General features: G+C 64.0%; 16 protein-coding genes. 8 read left to right on the forward strand and 8 right to left on the reverse strand.

The features are described 5' to 3' along the window. Nucleotides 1-63: 63 nt before the first annotated feature. On the forward strand, nt 64-1542 hold the full coding sequence (locus K0M74_RS07615; RefSeq protein ID WP_293970011.1) for a DUF4403 family protein: 1479 nt from the start codon (nt 64-66) through the stop codon (nt 1540-1542). Here K0M74_RS07615 and K0M74_RS07620 read toward each other — a convergent pair whose 3' ends face one another. Beyond that, entirely contained in the window at nt 1543-2556 is a 1014-nt protein-coding gene (locus K0M74_RS07620; protein WP_293970014.1) for an inorganic phosphate transporter, read from the reverse strand. It lies immediately after the preceding gene. 15 nt (nt 2557-2571) lie between these two features. Next, the gene (locus K0M74_RS07625) at nt 2572-3696 is read right to left on the reverse strand and encodes a DUF47 family protein (protein WP_293970017.1); all 1125 of its coding nucleotides are present in this window, start codon (nt 3694-3696) and stop codon (nt 2572-2574) included. A 192-nt stretch (nt 3697-3888) separates the two neighbouring features. On the opposite strand from K0M74_RS07625, the gene K0M74_RS07630 reads away from it, so the two are divergent. Then, on the forward strand, nt 3889-5427 hold the full coding sequence (locus tag K0M74_RS07630) for an NAD(P)/FAD-dependent oxidoreductase (RefSeq protein ID WP_293970062.1): 1539 nt from the start codon (nt 3889-3891) through the stop codon (nt 5425-5427). On the opposite strand, the gene K0M74_RS07635 is transcribed toward K0M74_RS07630, so the two are convergent. The 3 genes from K0M74_RS07635 to K0M74_RS07645 are packed head-to-tail and all read right to left on the reverse strand — an operon-like array spanning nt 5428 to nt 7420. Further along, on the reverse strand, nt 5428-5610 hold the full coding sequence (locus tag K0M74_RS07635; RefSeq protein WP_293970020.1) for a DUF3008 family protein: 183 nt from the start codon (nt 5608-5610) through the stop codon (nt 5428-5430). It lies immediately after the preceding gene. 23 nt (nt 5611-5633) lie between these two features. Further along, nucleotides 5634-6569, reverse strand: coding sequence for an SDR family oxidoreductase (locus tag K0M74_RS07640; protein ID WP_293970023.1), 936 nt, complete (start codon nt 6567-6569; stop codon nt 5634-5636). A 17-nt stretch (nt 6570-6586) separates the two neighbouring features. Next, a complete protein-coding gene (locus K0M74_RS07645; RefSeq protein ID WP_293970026.1) occupies nt 6587-7420 on the reverse strand; it encodes a DUF4163 domain-containing protein in 834 nt (277 codons plus the stop codon). 55 nt (nt 7421-7475) lie between these two features. On the opposite strand from K0M74_RS07645, the gene K0M74_RS07650 reads away from it, so the two are divergent. From K0M74_RS07650 to argC, 3 genes are all read left to right on the forward strand, one after another. Next, nucleotides 7476-8879, forward strand: coding sequence for a M17 family metallopeptidase (locus K0M74_RS07650; protein WP_293970029.1), 1404 nt, complete (start codon nt 7476-7478; stop codon nt 8877-8879). 85 nt (nt 8880-8964) lie between these two features. Beyond that, nucleotides 8965-9909: a C40 family peptidase gene (locus tag K0M74_RS07655; RefSeq protein ID WP_293970032.1), complete on the forward strand. Its 945-nt coding sequence runs from the start codon at nt 8965-8967 to the stop codon at nt 9907-9909. Nucleotides 9910-9912: 3 nt separating this feature from the next. Then, nucleotides 9913-10839, forward strand: a complete 927-nt coding sequence (gene argC, locus K0M74_RS07660) for an N-acetyl-gamma-glutamyl-phosphate reductase (RefSeq protein WP_293970035.1) — start codon at nt 9913-9915, stop codon at nt 10837-10839. Nucleotides 10840-10842: 3 nt separating this feature from the next. On the opposite strand, the gene K0M74_RS07665 is transcribed toward argC, so the two are convergent. After that, a complete protein-coding gene (locus tag K0M74_RS07665; protein ID WP_293970038.1) occupies nt 10843-11058 on the reverse strand; it encodes a hypothetical protein in 216 nt (71 codons plus the stop codon). Nucleotides 11059-11240: 182 nt separating this feature from the next. Between K0M74_RS07665 and K0M74_RS07670 the strand changes: the two genes are divergently transcribed. Further along, nucleotides 11241-12581: a sorbosone dehydrogenase family protein gene (locus K0M74_RS07670; RefSeq protein WP_293970041.1), complete on the forward strand. Its 1341-nt coding sequence runs from the start codon at nt 11241-11243 to the stop codon at nt 12579-12581. 62 nt (nt 12582-12643) lie between these two features. Here the strand turns inward: K0M74_RS07670 and dnaN are convergent, their stop codons facing one another. After that, nucleotides 12644-13759, reverse strand: coding sequence for a DNA polymerase III subunit beta (gene dnaN, locus K0M74_RS07675; protein ID WP_293970044.1), 1116 nt, complete (start codon nt 13757-13759; stop codon nt 12644-12646). Between the two features lie 172 nt (nt 13760-13931). Here dnaN and K0M74_RS07680 point away from each other — a divergent pair, with 172 nt between their 5' ends. Beyond that, nucleotides 13932-14429 carry a hypothetical protein gene (locus K0M74_RS07680; RefSeq protein ID WP_293970047.1) on the forward strand — a complete coding sequence of 166 codons (498 nt, stop codon included), beginning with the start codon at nt 13932-13934 and terminating at the stop codon, nt 14427-14429. A 3-nt stretch (nt 14430-14432) separates the two neighbouring features. On the opposite strand, the gene K0M74_RS07685 is transcribed toward K0M74_RS07680, so the two are convergent. Beyond that, a complete protein-coding gene (locus K0M74_RS07685) occupies nt 14433-15317 on the reverse strand; it encodes a LysR family transcriptional regulator (protein ID WP_293970050.1) in 885 nt (294 codons plus the stop codon). Nucleotides 15318-15468: 151 nt separating this feature from the next. Here K0M74_RS07685 and K0M74_RS07690 point away from each other — a divergent pair, with 151 nt between their 5' ends. Beyond that, a complete protein-coding gene (locus K0M74_RS07690) occupies nt 15469-15798 on the forward strand; it encodes a UrcA family protein (protein ID WP_293970053.1) in 330 nt (109 codons plus the stop codon). Nucleotides 15799-15849 lie beyond the last annotated feature (51 nt).

The raw sequence follows: 15849 nt of genomic DNA on the forward strand, positions 1-15849 counted from the left end.
GATTTGTTGGAACGAGCTTAACCGATTGGGGTTACCGCAGGATCATCTATCGGGGGCTGAAATATGCGGGCGATCAATTCATTGGCCGTAACGATCGCAGCGGTGGTCACGCTCGCCGCCTGCGACCGCAAGGTCGCCGTCGACCCCCCGCCTCGCGCCACCGACAAAGCGCCCTCCCCCACGCAAACCTCGCTGATTGCGGTGCCGATCAACGCCGATACCACCGCGCTCAAACGGGCGCTCGAGCGCGCGGTGCCAAAAACGCTGTGGACGATCAACCGGCGCGAACGCGCGTGTGTCAAGCCGCAGCAGGTCAAGGTCTTTGGCAAGGAGGTCGAGGTCACGCCGCCCATCGCCTGCACGATCGTCGGGCGGGTGACGCGCGGGCCGCTGCGGCTGCGCGGCGTGGGTGACGAGATTATCGTCGATGTGCCGCTGAGCGCCACGATCGCGGCGCGCGACGTCGGCGGGGTGCTCAAGGGCGAGACCGCGACCGGTGCCGCGATGGCGCATGCGCGGGTCAAAATCGACATCACCCCCGACTGGCGCACCCGCGGCACGGCGCGGATCAGCTATGGCTGGACCAAAGCGCCGGGGATCGATTTCCTCGGCAAGCGCATCACCTTTACCGACGAGGCCGACGCCAAGCTGAAGCCTGTCGTCCGCGGCGTAGAGCGCGAGGTGAACCGCGAAATCGCGCGGATCGACATCCGCCAGCAGGCGTCGGAGGTGTGGCGGCAGAGCTTCACCGCGCTCGAGCTCAATCGCGACAAGCCGCCGGTGTGGATGCGCGTCACGCCGCAGCGCATCCTCTATGGCGGATACCGCATGGAGGGGCGGCAGATGCGGCTGAACCTCGGGCTAGAGGCGATTACCGAAACCTTTGTTTCGGGTCGCCCGGCCGACCCCACGCCAACTCCATTGCCGAACATGGTTCGCGAAGCGCCGACGCCGCATCTCGACGTGCGGGTTCCGGTGCTCGCCGATTATTCGCAACTTCAGCCCGTGGTCGATCGTGCGTTGCTCAAACGGTCGGCGCGGCCGTTTGTCTTGCCTAAAGTCGGACCGATGACGGTCAAGTTCGGCAAATCGACGATCTATGGCGCGCCCGACGGGCGCATCGCCTTGGGTGTCGATGTCGCCATGCGTCTGGCGGACCGCAGCGGCCAGCCGACCCAAGGACGCATCTGGATGACGGCGGTTCCCAACAACAAACCCGGCTCGGCCGAGGTGCATTTCACCAATCTGTCGATCAGCGGCGACACCGACGGGGTCGGGGGCGACCTGCTGATCACGCTCGGCCAGAACCCGGGGTTTGCCCCGCTGATCGCCGATGCCCTGACGCAGAACTTCGCGCGCGACCTGGGTGAACTACAGGGCAAGATCAAGCGCGCGGTCGATCAACGGCGCGAGGGGGCCTTCGTCATACGTACCCGGGTCGATGGCTTCGAGATTGGTCAGATCAAGGCCTATGGCAACGGTCTGTACCTGCCGGTGCGGATGGTCGGCGGGGCGAGCGTCGATTACCGCCCCGCAAAATGATCAGAATAGCCGCGTGATCCCATAGAAGGCCGCCGCGACGATCGCGCTCGCCGGAATGGTGATAAACCACGCCGCAACCACATTGCTGGCCACGCCCCAGCGCACCGCGCTCGCGCGGCGCACGACGCCGGCGCCTATGATGCTGCCGGTTATGGTGTGCGTCGTTGACACCGGAATGCCGAGCAGGCTGGCAGTAAACACCATGATCGACCCGCCGGTCGACGCGGCAAAGCCCTGATGGTGCGACAGCTTGGTGATCCGCCCGCCCATCGTCTCGATGATCTTCCACCCGCCCGACAATGTGCCGAGCGCGATGGCGACGTAGCAGCTGAACGCCACCCAATGCGGAACGTGAAACTCGCCCTGTAAATAGCCGGTGGAATAGAGCAGCACGGCAATGATCCCCATCGTCTTTTGCGCATCGTTGAGCCCGTGACTGACCGAATAAGCCGCAGACGACAGCAGGTGGAGGCGGCGAAACGTCTTCTCGGCGAATCTGGCGGTGGCGCGGTGTAGCGCCCAGCTACTGACCAGCATCACCAGCATCGCCAGCAACATGCCGAGCATCGGCGACAGGAAGATTGCGATAACGGTCTTATTGAGGCCCGTCCATTCGATCCCCTCAAAACCCGTATGGGCCACGCCCGCCCCGACGATCCCGCCCACCAGCGCGTGGCTCGACGACGACGGGATGCCTTTCAGCCAAGTGACGATGTTCCAGAACATCGCGCCCACCAGCGCCCCGAACACCACCGCAGGGGTCACCAGATCCTTGTCGATGATCCCCTTGCCGATCGTTTCGGCGACCTTGTGCAATTCGGGGAAGATGATCGACAGAAAGTAAGCGGCGAAGTTGAAGAAGGCGGCAAAGATTACCGCCTGCACCGGGCGTAGCAGCCGCGTTGCCACGACGGTCGCGATGCTGTTCGCCGCGTCATGCAGTCCGTTCAGGAAATCGAACGCCAGTGCCAGAATGACCAGGCCGACGAGAAGCGGGAAAGCGAGTTCGTGCATGGTTTGCGCCCCCGCTTATGCGTGGTCGATGACCAGGCCGTCGATCTCGTTCGCGACATCTTCGAAACTGTCGGTGACGCGTTCGAGGTGGCGGTAGAGTTCACGCCCGATCAGGAAGCGGGCGCTGTTCGATTGCCCATGTTCCTTGAACAGGCGCTTGAGGCCCGCTGCGTGGATTTCGTCGGCATGGCCTTCCATCCGCACCAGCCGCTCGGTCAGCTCATGAAGGCGCGTCGCATTGCCAGAAATATTGCGGAGCAGCGGCAGCGCCTCCGCGGTCAGCCGCGCGGCGTCGACGATGATGCCGCCGATGTCGCGCATTTCGGGTTCGAATTCGGTAACGTCGTACAGATCGACGGCGCCCGCCGTCTTTTGCATCTCGTCGATCGCATCGTCCATCGACGCGATCAGGTCGGTGATCGCGCTGCGGTCGAACGGGGTCAGGAAGGTGCGGCGCACTGTCTGCAAGACTTCGCGGGTGATCGCGTCGGCGTCATGTTCGCGCTCGATGATTTCCTGGACATGGTCGGCCATGCCCTCACCGCCCTGCAGCATCCGCGACAAGGCATTCGCGCCTGCAACGAGCGTCGCGGCGTGGCTTTCGAACAATTCAAAGAAATTTCCCTGTCGCGGCAGCAATCGCTGAAACCATGCGAACATTCGGCTTACCCCTGCTTTCTCTGCAACATTCTGAACGGCGCTGCGCGGCGCGGCGACAGCGCGAAAACCGCCGTCGCCAAACGAGCGGATCAGCGCCTGCAAATCGGGCTCTTCAACCGCCAAGGCGGCCTCACGGAACGAGAACCACTTGCGCTCGCGTTCGTCCATTTCCTTCCACTCGGCGAGCTCATTCGTCACCGCCAGCGGAAATACTTCGACATTGTACATGATGGCCGCGCCGTTCGCGCGGCGCTTGCGATATTCATAGCTGCCGATCGGGGTCGGGCATACCGCCCCGGTGACGCCGGCCTCTTCCTCGGCTTCGACAGCCGCGGCAGCGTGGCGGGTCATCCCCGACAGTGGATTGCCTTTCGGAACCACCCAGCGCTTCGTCTCGCGTGAGGTGATCAGCAGGATTTCGGTCGGGCCGTCCTGCGCAGGTCCGCCGAATCGATAAGGGAGGACAGCGATCTGACGCACAAACTCGACCTTTTTTGCTGGAATTTCATGGCCGCGACGGACCGAGGTGACAAAAGCGTTACGCCTCTATGACAATATTATGACAGCGACAAGCGGGCTTCGTCGCCGCGCCGCTTTCCGTAAACGTCAATTCGATTGCAAAATGCAACGCGGTGCGTAAGCTGGCGTCAAACATAGTCGGGAGACAGGATGATGGCAGGCACCGCGATGATGGAACGCGCCGCAGGCACAAAGGCTGCACCGGTCGATCAGGACGTGCTGATCGTCGGCGCCGGGATTTCGGGCATCGGCATGGCGGTCCACCTTCAGCAATTCAGCCCCGACCGCAGCTTCGCGCTGGTCGAGCGCCGTTCCAATCTGGGCGGCACATGGGATCTGTTCCGCTACCCAGGCATCCGATCGGACAGCGACATGCACACGCTGGGGTTCGTGTTCGAACCGTGGAAGCATGAAAAGACGATCGCCGACGGCCCCGCGATCCTCGAATATCTCAACCGCATCGTCGACGAGCGTCATATCCGCGAGCGCATTCGCTTCGATCGCAAGGTCGTCGGCGCCGATTGGGACAGCGGCGCGGCCCACTGGACAGTCACGCTAGAAGACAATGCCGGCGGGACATCGACGACCACCGCGCGCTGGCTTTATCTCGGGGCGGGCTATTACGACTATGACGAGCCGTTCGACGCCAATTTCACCGGCCGCGAGGACTTTCAAGGCCAGATCATCCATCCGCAATTCTGGCCCGAGAACCTCGACTATACGAACAAGAAGGTCGTCGTGATCGGATCAGGCGCGACCGCAGTGACGATCGTCCCGTCGATGGCCGACAAAGCCGCGCATGTGACGATGCTCCAGCGCACTCCGACCTGGTATTTCATTCGCCCGGCGAAGGACGCTTTTGCGAATTTCCTGCGCAAAGTCCTGCCCGAGAAGCTCGCGTATAAAATCACCCGCTTCAAAAATGTGAAGCTACAGGACATCGGCTTTCGCCGCGCGCGTGAAAAGCCCGAGAAGGTCAAGGATTTCCTGTCCGGCAAGATCAAGGCGGCGCTCGGCGACCGCTACGACGAAAAGGCGTTTACCCCGCCTTATAATCCATGGGACCAGCGGCTGTGCCTGGTTCCCGACGCCGATTTCTTCAACGCGATGAAGGCCGACAAAGCGTCGGTGGTCACCGATCATATCGAACGCTTTGACGCCACCGGCATACAACTGAAGTCGGGCCAACATCTCGACGCCGACATCATCGTCACTGCAACCGGGCTCAAGCTCGCCGTCGCAGGCAAGATTCCCGTGCGCGTCGACGGTGCGCTCGTCGATTGGAGCGAGCATTTCTATTACAAGGCGTGCATGTTCTCGAACATCCCGAATTTCTCGGCGGTGTTCGGGTATCTCAACGCCAGCTGGACGCTGCGCGCCGACATCGTCGCCGAATATGTTTGCCGCGTGCTCAACCATATGCAGGCGACCGGCACGACGGTGGCGACCCCCGCGCTGGCCGACCCCGCGACGCTGACCGAAGAAAATATCTTCGATTTCTCGTCGGGCTATATCCAGCGTTCGCTGCACATCATGCCGAAAAATGCCGACAAGCTGCCCTGGCGGCTCAACCAGAATTACATCCAGGATCGGATCGACATGAAGACCGGCGCGATCGACGACGGGGTGCTGGCGTTCGCAAATGCGCGGGCGGTGGCTTCGGCGCCTGCCGAACTGGAAGCTGCCGAATAGTCAGTCGATGTGCTCCGGCTTGCCCTTGGTCGAGCCTGACGCAAACTCTCCAAGCTGCTTTTCGGTCATGCTTTCAACCATCTCTTTCGATGCGCCCTTAAGTTTCGATTTCGGCGTTTCGCGGCGTTCGGAGCTGAGCGCGGCTCCGGCGGCTCGCTGTTGGGCTTTGGACTTCGCAGGCATGGTATTTCTCCTTTACCGCCCCGCTAGCCATTAACGATGGTCCCGCCATTGGGATGCAACACCTGGCCCGACATATAGCTGCTGTCGTCGCAGGCGAGGAACAGGAAGCAGGGCGCGACCTCGTTCGGTTCGCCGGGTCGCTTCATCGGGGTGCTCTCGCCAAAACTTGCGACCTTGTCCGCGGGTGCGCCACCGCGCGGATTGAGCGGGGTCCAGATCGGCCCCGGCGCGACCGCGTTCACCCGGATGCCTTTCTCGACCAGATTTTCACTGAGCGAGCGCGTGAACGCCGTTATCGCGCCCTTGGTCGCGCTGTAATCGAGCAGCCCGCCCGACCCCTGATACATGGTAACGCTGGTGCAATTGACGATTGCCGCGCCTTTCTTGAGGTGCGGCAGCGCCGCCTGCACCAGATAGAACATACCGAAAATGTTGGTAGCAAAAGTCTGTTCCAACTGATCAGGACTGATGTCGCGAATGTCTTCGGCGGGGTGCTGCTCACCAGCGTTGTTGACGAGGATGTCGAGACGGCCGAACTTCGCAACCGTTTGCGCGACGATCTTTTCGCCCGACTTGGCCTTGCCAACGTCGGCCTTGATCGCCAGGGCGCGGCGCCCCTCTGCCTCGACGATCGCCGCGGTCTCCACAGCGTCCGCTCGGTTGTCGAGATAGACGATCGCAACGTCAGCTCCTTCGCGGGCGAAGAGCGCACAGACAGCGCGACCGATTCCGCTGTCGCCGCCGGTGACGATCGCCACTTTGCCGTCGAGCCGTCCCGAACCCGGGTAGCGCGGCTGCCATTTGGGGGCGCGGTCGAGGTCGGCTTCGCTATCGGACGGCGGTTTGGCGATCGTTTTGCCGCCGCCAACGTCGCGCCGCAGCTTGGCCGCGGCTTTCTGCTTGCCCTTCTGATCTTTCAGGCTTTCGCCGATCTTGCCGGCTTTGGGCTGTTTCGCCATGTCCTTGTCCTTCGATCTCAATTGATGGGGAGGAAGTCGCGTTTAAATTCGTCCTTCACCGCATCGACCAGCGCGCCGGTCACCGGGACGTTGATCTTGTAGCTGCCCTCGGCAAAGGGACCGATTTCATAGGGCGCAACGGCGATTGTCATGCGATCGAGATAGCGCCCATCGGACGAGCCGAGCCACACGGTCTGCGCCGACGCGGGCGGACATTTGCCGAACGGGCTGCCCGGAGCGTCTTCGGCAACGATGCCCTTGGCCGTCTTGGCGCGCTCGATGCCCGCACAGAAGGCGTCGCGGATCGCCGCGTCGAACGCCTCGCCGCTGGTGAACAGGTCGAGCGGCTGCCGCTGCTTCGCCCGGTTGCGGTCCCACAATAGTGTAGCAAAGCTGGTCATCCCGTGCGCGCCGCCGGTGTAGGTCTGGATTTCTGCCGATAGGCTGAGGAAACGCGGTGTGTTCGACACGCGATGCCACGTCTGAAGATGGCTGTGCGAGCGATAGGGAAAGCCCGCCTTTTCCGCCGCCGCCTTTTCGCGCCGTGCCACGGCAATCAGCGCATCGCGCCTGGTCGCGCGATCGTTGTCCAGCCACGCCGCAAGGTCCGGGATCATCGCCGCCTCGCGCGGATAAGCATAAGCGAATTCGACAAGGTCGCTGCTTTCCTTGACGTTCGAGGCCGCGGCATTTTTGGCTTCCGCATCAGCGGCGGCGCTAGCCGGGGCACCCGGTACCGACGCGGCCGCCGCCGTCTCGGCGGGCGCCGGCGGCTCGTCGGCACAGCTGGAAAGGAGTACGGCGCCGGTCAGGAGCAGCAGGGTGGTGGCGTTCCGTGTTGCAGTCGTCATGCCAGCATAACGCAGGGAATCGACAAAATATCCACGGCGGCCTAGCACAACCGGCATGACCGACTATTCCGACCTGATCCAGCCCGACAAGGGGCAGGACGCCCGCCCGATCCACCTTGTCGATAAAAAGGGCTATGACGCATGGCTGAAGGGTCGCAGCGCCCGCGAGCGCGCGCACCTCGCCGCGGTAGGGTTTAAACCCGATGCTTATGTTCACGCGATCCTGCCCGGCGACGATCCCGACAAATGGGCGGTCGTGACCACGGTGGCCAAGGTCGACAGCCTGTCGGCGTGGTGCCTCGCCAAGCTGGGGCAGATCCTGCCGGCCGGGCGCTATCGGCTCGAGGAACAACAACCGGGCAAGGCCTTGTTCGGCTGGATGAGCGCGCAATATCGGTTCGACACCTACCGATCGAAGGTCGAGACCAAGGGGCCGCGGGTGCTGTTGACCACCGATGTCGGGGCGATTGCGCCGATGGTGGCGGAGATGCGCGCTACCGCGCTCGTCCGCGACATGGTCAACACCCCCGCCGCCGATATGGGGCCAGCGGCGATTGAAAAGGCCGCCGAACGCATTGCCAAGGCGCATGGCGGCAAGCTGACCGTCACCAAGGGTGAGGCGCTCGAACAGGGCTATCCGATGATCCATGCGGTCGGACGCGCCGCGGCCAAACACCACGCCCCGCGCCTGATCGAGATCGAATGGGGCAAGGATGGCGACCCGCGCGTCGCGCTGGTCGGTAAGGGGATCAGCTTCGACAGCGGCGGGCTCGATATCAAGCCGGCGTCGGGCATGCGGTTGATGAAAAAGGATATGGGCGGCGCCGCGCATGTGCTGGCGCTCGCCGAACTGGTGATGGCGAGCGGGCTGCCGGTGCGGCTGCACTGCCTGGTCGCGGCGGCGGAAAATGCGATCTCGGCCGATGCGTTTCGCCCGGGTGACGTGTTGAAAAGCCGTCTTGGACTGACCGTGGAAATCGGCAACACCGACGCGGAAGGACGACTGGTGCTGGGCGATGCGCTAGCCAAAGCGGGCGAGGCCAAGCCCGAACTGATTGTCGATTTCGCGACACTGACCGGCGCCGCACGCGTCGCGCTTGGCCCCGACCTGCCGCCGCTGTTCGCCAACGACGATGCGCTGGCCGAGGCGATGCTGAGCGCAGGGATCGACCGCGACGACCCGCTGTGGCGGATGCCGCTGTGGGATGGCTATGCCGACCTGCTCGAAACCGACGTTGCCGATCTGGGCAACGCAGGCAGCTCGGCCTTTGCCGGGACGATCACCGCGGCGCTGTTCCTCAAACGCTTTGTGCCAGATGGCGTCGCCTGGGCGCATCTCGACACCTTTGCCTGGCGCCCGTCGGCAAAACCCGGCCGGCCCAAGGGCGGCGCGGCGCTGGGCTTGCGCGCCGCATGGGCGATGTTGCAGGCGCGCTACGACCGGCGCGGCAAGGCCTGAACATTCTTGATAAAGCGGGTCCGGCTGGTCTAATGGCGCGCGATTGTCCGCCGGGGGCGCGGAACAGCTACTTACGGGACGACAGGTGACAGCTCAAAGCGGCGATAATTCAGCGGCAAACCGCGTCCGCATGGGGCGCCCCGGCGCCGTCGGCGCGGGCCGCGACCGCTTTGGCCTGAGCGGAACGTCGCAGGCCTATGACCCGCGCATCGTCGCGATCCGCCCCGACCTGGCCGATATCGCGGTGGCCGGTCAGCATTTCGCCCCGCACTATGCCGCACCGATGATGCGCAGCGGGGTGCTGCCTGCTGCGGTGCTGCGCGGGTCGCCATCGCTCGACGCCGATCAGACCAGCGAGCTACTGTTTGGGGAAGGCTTTGCCCTGCTCGACCTGACCGGCGGCTGGGCGTGGGGATATTGCCTCGCCGACCATTATGTCGGCTATCTGTCCGCCGATGCGCTGGCCGCGCCGATTGCGCCGACGCACCGCGTCGAAATGATCGAAGCCATCCTCCACAACGCCCCCGATGCGGCGAGCGGCGGCCCCGCCGTCCTGCCGCGCGGCGCGCTGGTGATGGGCGAGGTCGAGGGCGAGTGGCTCGCGACGGCGCACGGCTATCTGCCCCTGGCGGCGCTGGTCGAGGTTGGCGCCGAAGATGCCGACCCCGCCGGACGCGCCGAGGAACTGATCGGCACGCCCTATCTGTGGGGCGGCCGAACGGCGAAGGGCATCGACTGTTCGGGGCTGGTCCAGCTGAGCTGGGCCGCCGCCGGGGTGCAATTGCCGCGCGACAGCGATTTGCAGCTGGCAGCACTGGGCGCGGACAAGGATGTCGATCCGGCGGAACTCGCGCGCGGCGATCTGGTGTTCTTTCCCGGCCATGTCGGCATTATGGCGGACGAGCAAAATATCATCCACGCCAGCCGACGATGGATGGCAGTGAAGACAGAACCGCTGGCCGACGTCATCGCACGTTCGGCCGCCAAGGACCATAATCCGCCGGTGAGCGGGTATAAACGACTGCGATAAATCATGACACAGACGGTCTTCATCGACGGCGCGGCGGGAACGACGGGCCTGGAAATTGCCGAGCGGCTGGCGGGGCGCAGCGAATTCTCGCTGCTCGCGATCGACGATACGCGCCGCAAGGACGCGGGCGCGCGGCGCGAGGCGCTGAACGACGCCGATTTCGTCATCCTCTGTCTGCCCGATGATGCGGCACGCGACGCGGTTGCGATGATTGGCAATGACCGCACCCGCGTCATCGACGCATCGACCGCGCACCGCGTCGCTCCGGGCTGGGTCTATGGCTTTCCCGAAGTCAGTGGGCATGACGCGGTCGCCAACGCGGCACGAGTTAGCAACCCTGGCTGTTACTCAACTGGCTTCATCGCGCTCATCGCGCCGCTGGTGCGGGCCGGGCTGCTCCCCGCCGACTGGCCCTATGCGTGCAACGCCGTCAGCGGCTATTCGGGTGGCGGCAAGGCGCTGATCGAGCGATTCGAGCAGGACTGCGACATCGCCTGGCGCGGCTATGCGCTGGGGCTCGGCCACAAGCATGTGCCGGAAATGCAGGCGCGCTGCGGCCTGTCGATCGCGCCGCTGTTTTCGCCATCGGTCATCCCCGCGCATCGCGGCATGGCGGTCGACGTGCAACTGCCGCTCGCCGCAATGCGGAATGCGGCCGCGCCCGGCGCGCTGCGCGCCGCGCTCGCCGATTTTTATGCCGCCAGCCCGATCGTGGTGATGGGCGAAGCGCCGACGGATGGCGAAATGTTGCTCCGCGCCTCGGACGCGGGCGACGACCGAATCGAGCTGTTCGTGTTTGCCAATGCTGACGGCAGCCAGGCGCGGCTGGTCGCACGGCTCGACAATCTGGGCAAAGGCGCGAGCGGCGCCTGCGTCCAGAATCTCAACATCATGGCGGGATTGCCCGAAACCGCGGGCCTGCGGCTTTAGAGCCTAGTGCACCGTGTCGAGAATATCCTCGACCGCCAGATAGGTGATCAGCCGTTCGATCTGACGCCAGCGCGCGAAATGGATGTGGTTGCCCAGAACGCGATATTGCTCGGCGCGCGCGGCGGCGGCAAATCCCGCCTCCTCACCATGCACGCGGATCAGCGCATGGGCGTCCTCGACTGCGGCGCGATCGGTCAGAAATGGTGCAGGCAGATGCATGGAGTTCCCGTCTTTGCCTTGGAACCATCCCCCTACCCCGCGCCCCTCACCGCGCCGTTCCCAACTGTGATGAAGATTCGGGTAAGGTTAATTGCTAGACCGCTGTCATTAACCCTTTGCTGCATTGTGCCGTACGCGTTTCACCTCTTTGCCGCCGCGTATCAGCCGTGTAGATAAGCGGAATGCGCAAAATCCTCAAATTCATCGCCGTCGCCCTGTTGCTGCTCGTCCTGATTGGCGGCGTGACACTGTACATCATGTCGCGGCCCGATGTGGCGCGCTTCTCGACCGCCGAACTCAGCGGCCGAGTGCCGGTGATGGCGTCGCAAAAGACCGAAACCTTTCCAACGATTAACGTCCCCGAAGTGACGGGATGGCCCGCAGGTCAGGCGCCGCGCGCCGCGCAAGGCTTGTCTGTTCAGCGCTTTGCCGACGGGCTCGATCATCCGCGCACCATATTCGTACTGCCCAATGGCGACGTGCTCGTTGCCGAAGCGCAAAGCCCGCCGCGTGACAGCTCCGGGATCGAGGGCAAGGTGATGAGCCGTCTGATGAGCAAGGCGGGCGCCGGTGGCGTGTCGGCCAACCGCATCAGCCTGCTCCGCGATGCGGACGGCGATGGCAAGGCCGAGGTCAAGACCGCCTACATCACAGGCCTCAACTCGCCCTATGGCATGGCGCTGGTCGGCGACACGCTGTACGTCGCCAACACCGACGCGCTGCTCGCCTTTCCCTATGTCGCGGGCGAGGCGAAGATGAGCGGCAAGCCCACTAAGGTTGTCGACCTGCCCGCCAAAGGCACCAACCGCCATTGGACCAAAAGCCTGGTCGCCGCGCCGAACGGCTGGCTTTACATCGGTGTCGGCGCCGACAGCAATATCGGTGAAAAGGGCATGAACCGTGAGTTCCGCCGCGCCAGCGTGCTCGAAGTACGACCGGAAAACAAGTATATGCGAACCTTCGCTGCGGGCATCCGCAATCCCGTCGGTCTGGCTTATTATCCCGGCAGCGACCGGTTGTGGACCGTGGTCAACGAGCGCGACATGCTGGGCAGCGACCTGGTCCCCGATTATCTGACCGATGTTACCGAGGGCGATTTCTACGGCTGGCCCTGGTATTATTGGGGCGGCTTCGTCGACCCGCGCGTCGAGCCCGAGGCCGAGGATCGCCGCCAATATGTCAAGCGCCCCGAATATGGGCTGGGCGCACATACTGCGCCGCTCGGCATGACGTTCACCCAGGGGCTCGACCTTGGCGAGCGCTGGTCGAACGGCGCGCTGGTGGCGCTGCACGGATCATGGAACCGCGAACCGGCGGCGGGTTACAGTGTCGTGTTCGTCAAGTTCGGTGCCAACGGCAAACCGGTCGACGCGCTGCCCGTCACCCTGCTCGACCGCTTCCTGACGTCGGATAACAAAACCGCCCGCGGTCGTCCTGCCGATGTGAAGGTGGCAAAAGATGGCAGCGCGCTGATTGCTGACGACAGCGGTGGCGTCATCTGGCGGGTGGCGAAGGCGGGGTAAGCCCGACTTTCATTTTTGTCATTGCGAGCAAAGCGAAGCAATGACAGACTTTGCGGCGGGTACTAAACCCGCATCGGCATCAGCACGTAAAGCGCCGGGCTCTTTTCGCTTTCGCGGATCAGCGTTGGTGCGTTCGCATCGGCGAGGTGCAGTTCGACCGTGTCACCGTCGACCTGGCCCAAAATGTCGCTGAGGTAACGCGCGTTGAAACCGATTTCCATCGCCTCGCTATCGTAAACCGCCGCAACTTCTTCCGCCGCAGTGCCATTCTCAGGACTCGTCACCGACAGCGTGATGCGGTCCTTGTCGAGCCCGACCTTGACCGCGCGCGTCTTTTCGCTGGCGATCGTCGAGACGCGGTCGACGCCCTGATAGAGGCTTTTCGGATCGACCTTGAGCAGCTTGTCGTTCGCGGTCGGAATCACGCGACTGTAATCGGGGAAGGTGCCGTCAATCAGCTTCGAGGTCAGGATGGCGTTGCCGAGCTGGAAGCGGATCTTGCTGGCCGACAGGCTGATTTCGACATTGCCTTCGGCCTCGTCGAGCAGCTTGCGGATTTCGGTGACGCATTTGCGAGGCACGATGACGTCGGGCATCGACGACGCTCCTTCGGGGCGGGTCACGGTATAGCGCGCAAGGCGGTGGCCGTCGGTCGCCGCAGCCTTCAGCACCGGACCCGACGCATCCTCGGCGACATGCAGAAAGATACCGTTTAGGTAATAGCGCGTTTCCTCGGTCGAGATCGCAAAGCGCGTCTTGTCGATAATCTGGATCAGCTCCGCGACTGGCAGTTCGAAATTGGTCGGCAGGTCACCCTCGGCGATCACCGGGAAATCGTCGCGCGGCAGCGTCGGCAGGTTGAAGTTCGAGCGGCCGGCCTTGACCTGCATCTTACCCTCGGCAGCCGCGAGGCTGACCTCGGCACCCTCGGGAAGCTTGCGCGCGATTTCGAACAAAGTGTGCGCCGACACGGTAGTCGTGCCCGCGGTTTCGACCTTGGCGGCGATCGTTTCGACGACCTGCAAGTCGAGGTCGGTCGCCATCAGCTTGAGTTGGCCCGACGCATCGGCTTCGATCAGGACGTTCGACAGGATGGGAATGGTATTGCGCCGCTCGACCACCGACTGGACGTGGCCAAGGCTCTTCAACAACACTGCGCGTTCGATCGTCGCTTTCATTCTAATCCGCCATCCCTGTGTTCCGCGGGAGAAGTCCCTGAAAGGACCGCCAACAAAGGCGATTCGTCGCCCCGATTCCCGTCCCTTGAAAATGCCCACCTTCCTTAACGCACGCGTCGGCACGTGCAAGCCATGCTTGCAAAGCATCCCCAATCGCGCGAACGAAGGCGTAATGCGGCGCTGGACCTTCTTTTTCATGATGTTGGCGGCGCTGCCCGCCGCGGCGCTTGCCGCCACCCCGACGGCGCTCGGCATTTTCGACGGCTGGGGCGCCTTTCGCGATCCCGCCACCCCGCGCTGTTACGCCCTCGCAGCCCCCTCGGCGACGATCGGCACCCCGCAAGTCAAGGCCTATGCCAGCGTCGGTTATTGGCCCAAATCGCGCATCCGCGGTCAATTCTATGTCCGCCTTTCGAAAGCGCGCGCGCCGGGCCGTGACCTGCGCCTGACCATCGGCGGCCGCCGCTTCATCCTGACCGGCAACGGCGCGCATGGCTGGGCGAGCGACCCGCGGATGGACGCGGCGATCGTCGCCGCAATGCGGTCAGCACCCAGCATGAGCGTCGCGAGCAGCACAGCCAGCGGCCGCGCGATTGCCGACACCTACCGCCTGCGCGGCGCCGCGACCGCGATTGATGCGGCGGCGCTGGGGTGCGCGCGATTGGGATAAGGCTCAATCTTCGCGCGCGCGCTTCGCAAGTTCGCGCGCCAGAAAATCCAGCACCAGCCGCACCCGCGGCACATGGCGCAGCCGTTCGTGGGTCAGCAGCCACAAGCCAGTGGTGTCTTCCTTCTTGGGCGGGATGCAGCGGATCAGATCGGGTTCGCGATCAGCAATGAAAGCGGGCAGGATGGTGAGGCCCATGCCCGAGCGCACTCCGGCCAGGAGGCCGGTGCCCGTGTCATATTTCATCACTACCGAGTTTTCGAGCCCATATTGGCGCAGCCACGCCTGATAGGGTTCCCACACCCCGCCACCGCCGCCAATAAAGGGATGCGCGGCCAATTGTTCGCGGCTGTGCGGGATGCCGTGCCGGTCGGCATAGTCGCGGCTGCAATAGACCGTCCATGGATTGTCAGCGATACGCCGCCCCACAAGGCCGGCACCTGTCGGCTGCTTGCTGCTGCGGATCGCGATGTCGGCGGCGCCGCTCGCCAGATCGCGCTGCTCGTCCGAGGTGTCGAGCTGGAGGTGAATCCCCGGATGTTCGGCGCGCAAGTCGCGCAGGATTGGCGGCAGGATGGTGACCGCAAAGATTTCCATCGTCGTCAGGCTGACGGTGCCGCCAACTTCGCGCGATGATGCGCTGGCCGCTTCGCTGAACCGATCGGCGGCTTCGCGCACCGCTGCGGCGCTGCCCAGCATCGCCTCGCCCACCGGGGTCAGCGCGTAGCCCGCCTGCCGCCGCTCGAACAGGTTGAGCCCGGTCGCTTCCTCGAGCGCCGCAATGCGCCGTGCGACGGTCGTCTGGCTGACGCGCAGCGCCTGCGCGGCGGCCAGGGTGCTGCCCGTTTCGGCGACGGCCAGAAAGGCTTTGAGGTCGTTCCAATCATACATGGCGTCTTGTGCGTCATATGCGGCTTCGCGGCATTCTGCAATTTTGCAGAATGGTCGCGCAACATCGTTGCTCCTGCTGCCCCGAAGGATCGCTTATCTGCTGGTCGCCGGCTTCCTCCCCTCCTCTTCAGCCGGTCGATGGAGACTTAAGATGAAAAAGCTTCTGATCCTCGCCGCGCTGGCCACTGTTTCGGTTGGCCAGCCAGCTTTCGCCCAAACGGCGCCCGCAACCTCGAGCGTGGTTGTCCCGCACAAGGATCTCGATCTGCGGACCGAGGCCGGTACCAAAAGTCTCGACCGCCGCATCTGGCGCGCCGTCGTCGAAGTGTGCGGCACCGCGCCCGACTATGACCTGCAAGGCAAGAACGACGTCCGGCAATGCCGCACCGACACGCGGCAGCTTGCCTCGACGCAGGCCAATCGCGTGATTGCCAGCGCGGCGCGCGATAGCGTTATCCGGGTCAGCTCGATCCAGAAATAGCTGGCGAACCCATGTTGCAGGGTCCGTCAGGGCCGGGGGGGGGCGGGTGCG

It is taken from the genome of Sphingopyxis sp., from assembly GCF_019459305.1.
Taxonomy (GTDB): Bacteria; Pseudomonadota; Alphaproteobacteria; order Sphingomonadales; family Sphingomonadaceae; genus Sphingopyxis.

Bases quoted from the DNA above. Each gene is read 5' to 3' on its own strand.
- K0M74_RS07615 (WP_293970011.1), top strand. From the start codon at position 64: ATGCGGGCGATCAATTCATTGGCCGTAACGATCGCAGCGGTGGTCACG.
- K0M74_RS07620 (WP_293970014.1), bottom strand. From the start codon at position 2,556: ATGCACGAACTCGCTTTCCCGCTTCTCGTCGGCCTGGTCATTCTGGCA.
- K0M74_RS07630 (WP_293970062.1), top strand. From the start codon at position 3,889: ATGGCAGGCACCGCGATGATGGAACGCGCCGCAGGCACAAAGGCTGCA.
- K0M74_RS07635 (WP_293970020.1), bottom strand. From the start codon at position 5,610: ATGCCTGCGAAGTCCAAAGCCCAACAGCGAGCCGCCGGAGCCGCGCTC.
- K0M74_RS07640 (WP_293970023.1), bottom strand. From the start codon at position 6,569: ATGGCGAAACAGCCCAAAGCCGGCAAGATCGGCGAAAGCCTGAAAGAT.
- K0M74_RS07645 (WP_293970026.1), bottom strand. From the start codon at position 7,420: ATGACGACTGCAACACGGAACGCCACCACCCTGCTGCTCCTGACCGGC.
- K0M74_RS07650 (WP_293970029.1), top strand. From the start codon at position 7,476: ATGACCGACTATTCCGACCTGATCCAGCCCGACAAGGGGCAGGACGCC.
- argC (WP_293970035.1), top strand. From the start codon at position 9,913: ATGACACAGACGGTCTTCATCGACGGCGCGGCGGGAACGACGGGCCTG.
- K0M74_RS07665 (WP_293970038.1), bottom strand. From the start codon at position 11,058: ATGCATCTGCCTGCACCATTTCTGACCGATCGCGCCGCAGTCGAGGAC.
- K0M74_RS07670 (WP_293970041.1), top strand. From the start codon at position 11,241: ATGCGCAAAATCCTCAAATTCATCGCCGTCGCCCTGTTGCTGCTCGTC.
- dnaN (WP_293970044.1), bottom strand. From the start codon at position 13,759: ATGAAAGCGACGATCGAACGCGCAGTGTTGTTGAAGAGCCTTGGCCAC.
- K0M74_RS07680 (WP_293970047.1), top strand. From the start codon at position 13,932: ATGCGGCGCTGGACCTTCTTTTTCATGATGTTGGCGGCGCTGCCCGCC.
- K0M74_RS07685 (WP_293970050.1), bottom strand. From the start codon at position 15,317: ATGTATGATTGGAACGACCTCAAAGCCTTTCTGGCCGTCGCCGAAACG.
- K0M74_RS07690 (WP_293970053.1), top strand. From the start codon at position 15,469: ATGAAAAAGCTTCTGATCCTCGCCGCGCTGGCCACTGTTTCGGTTGGC.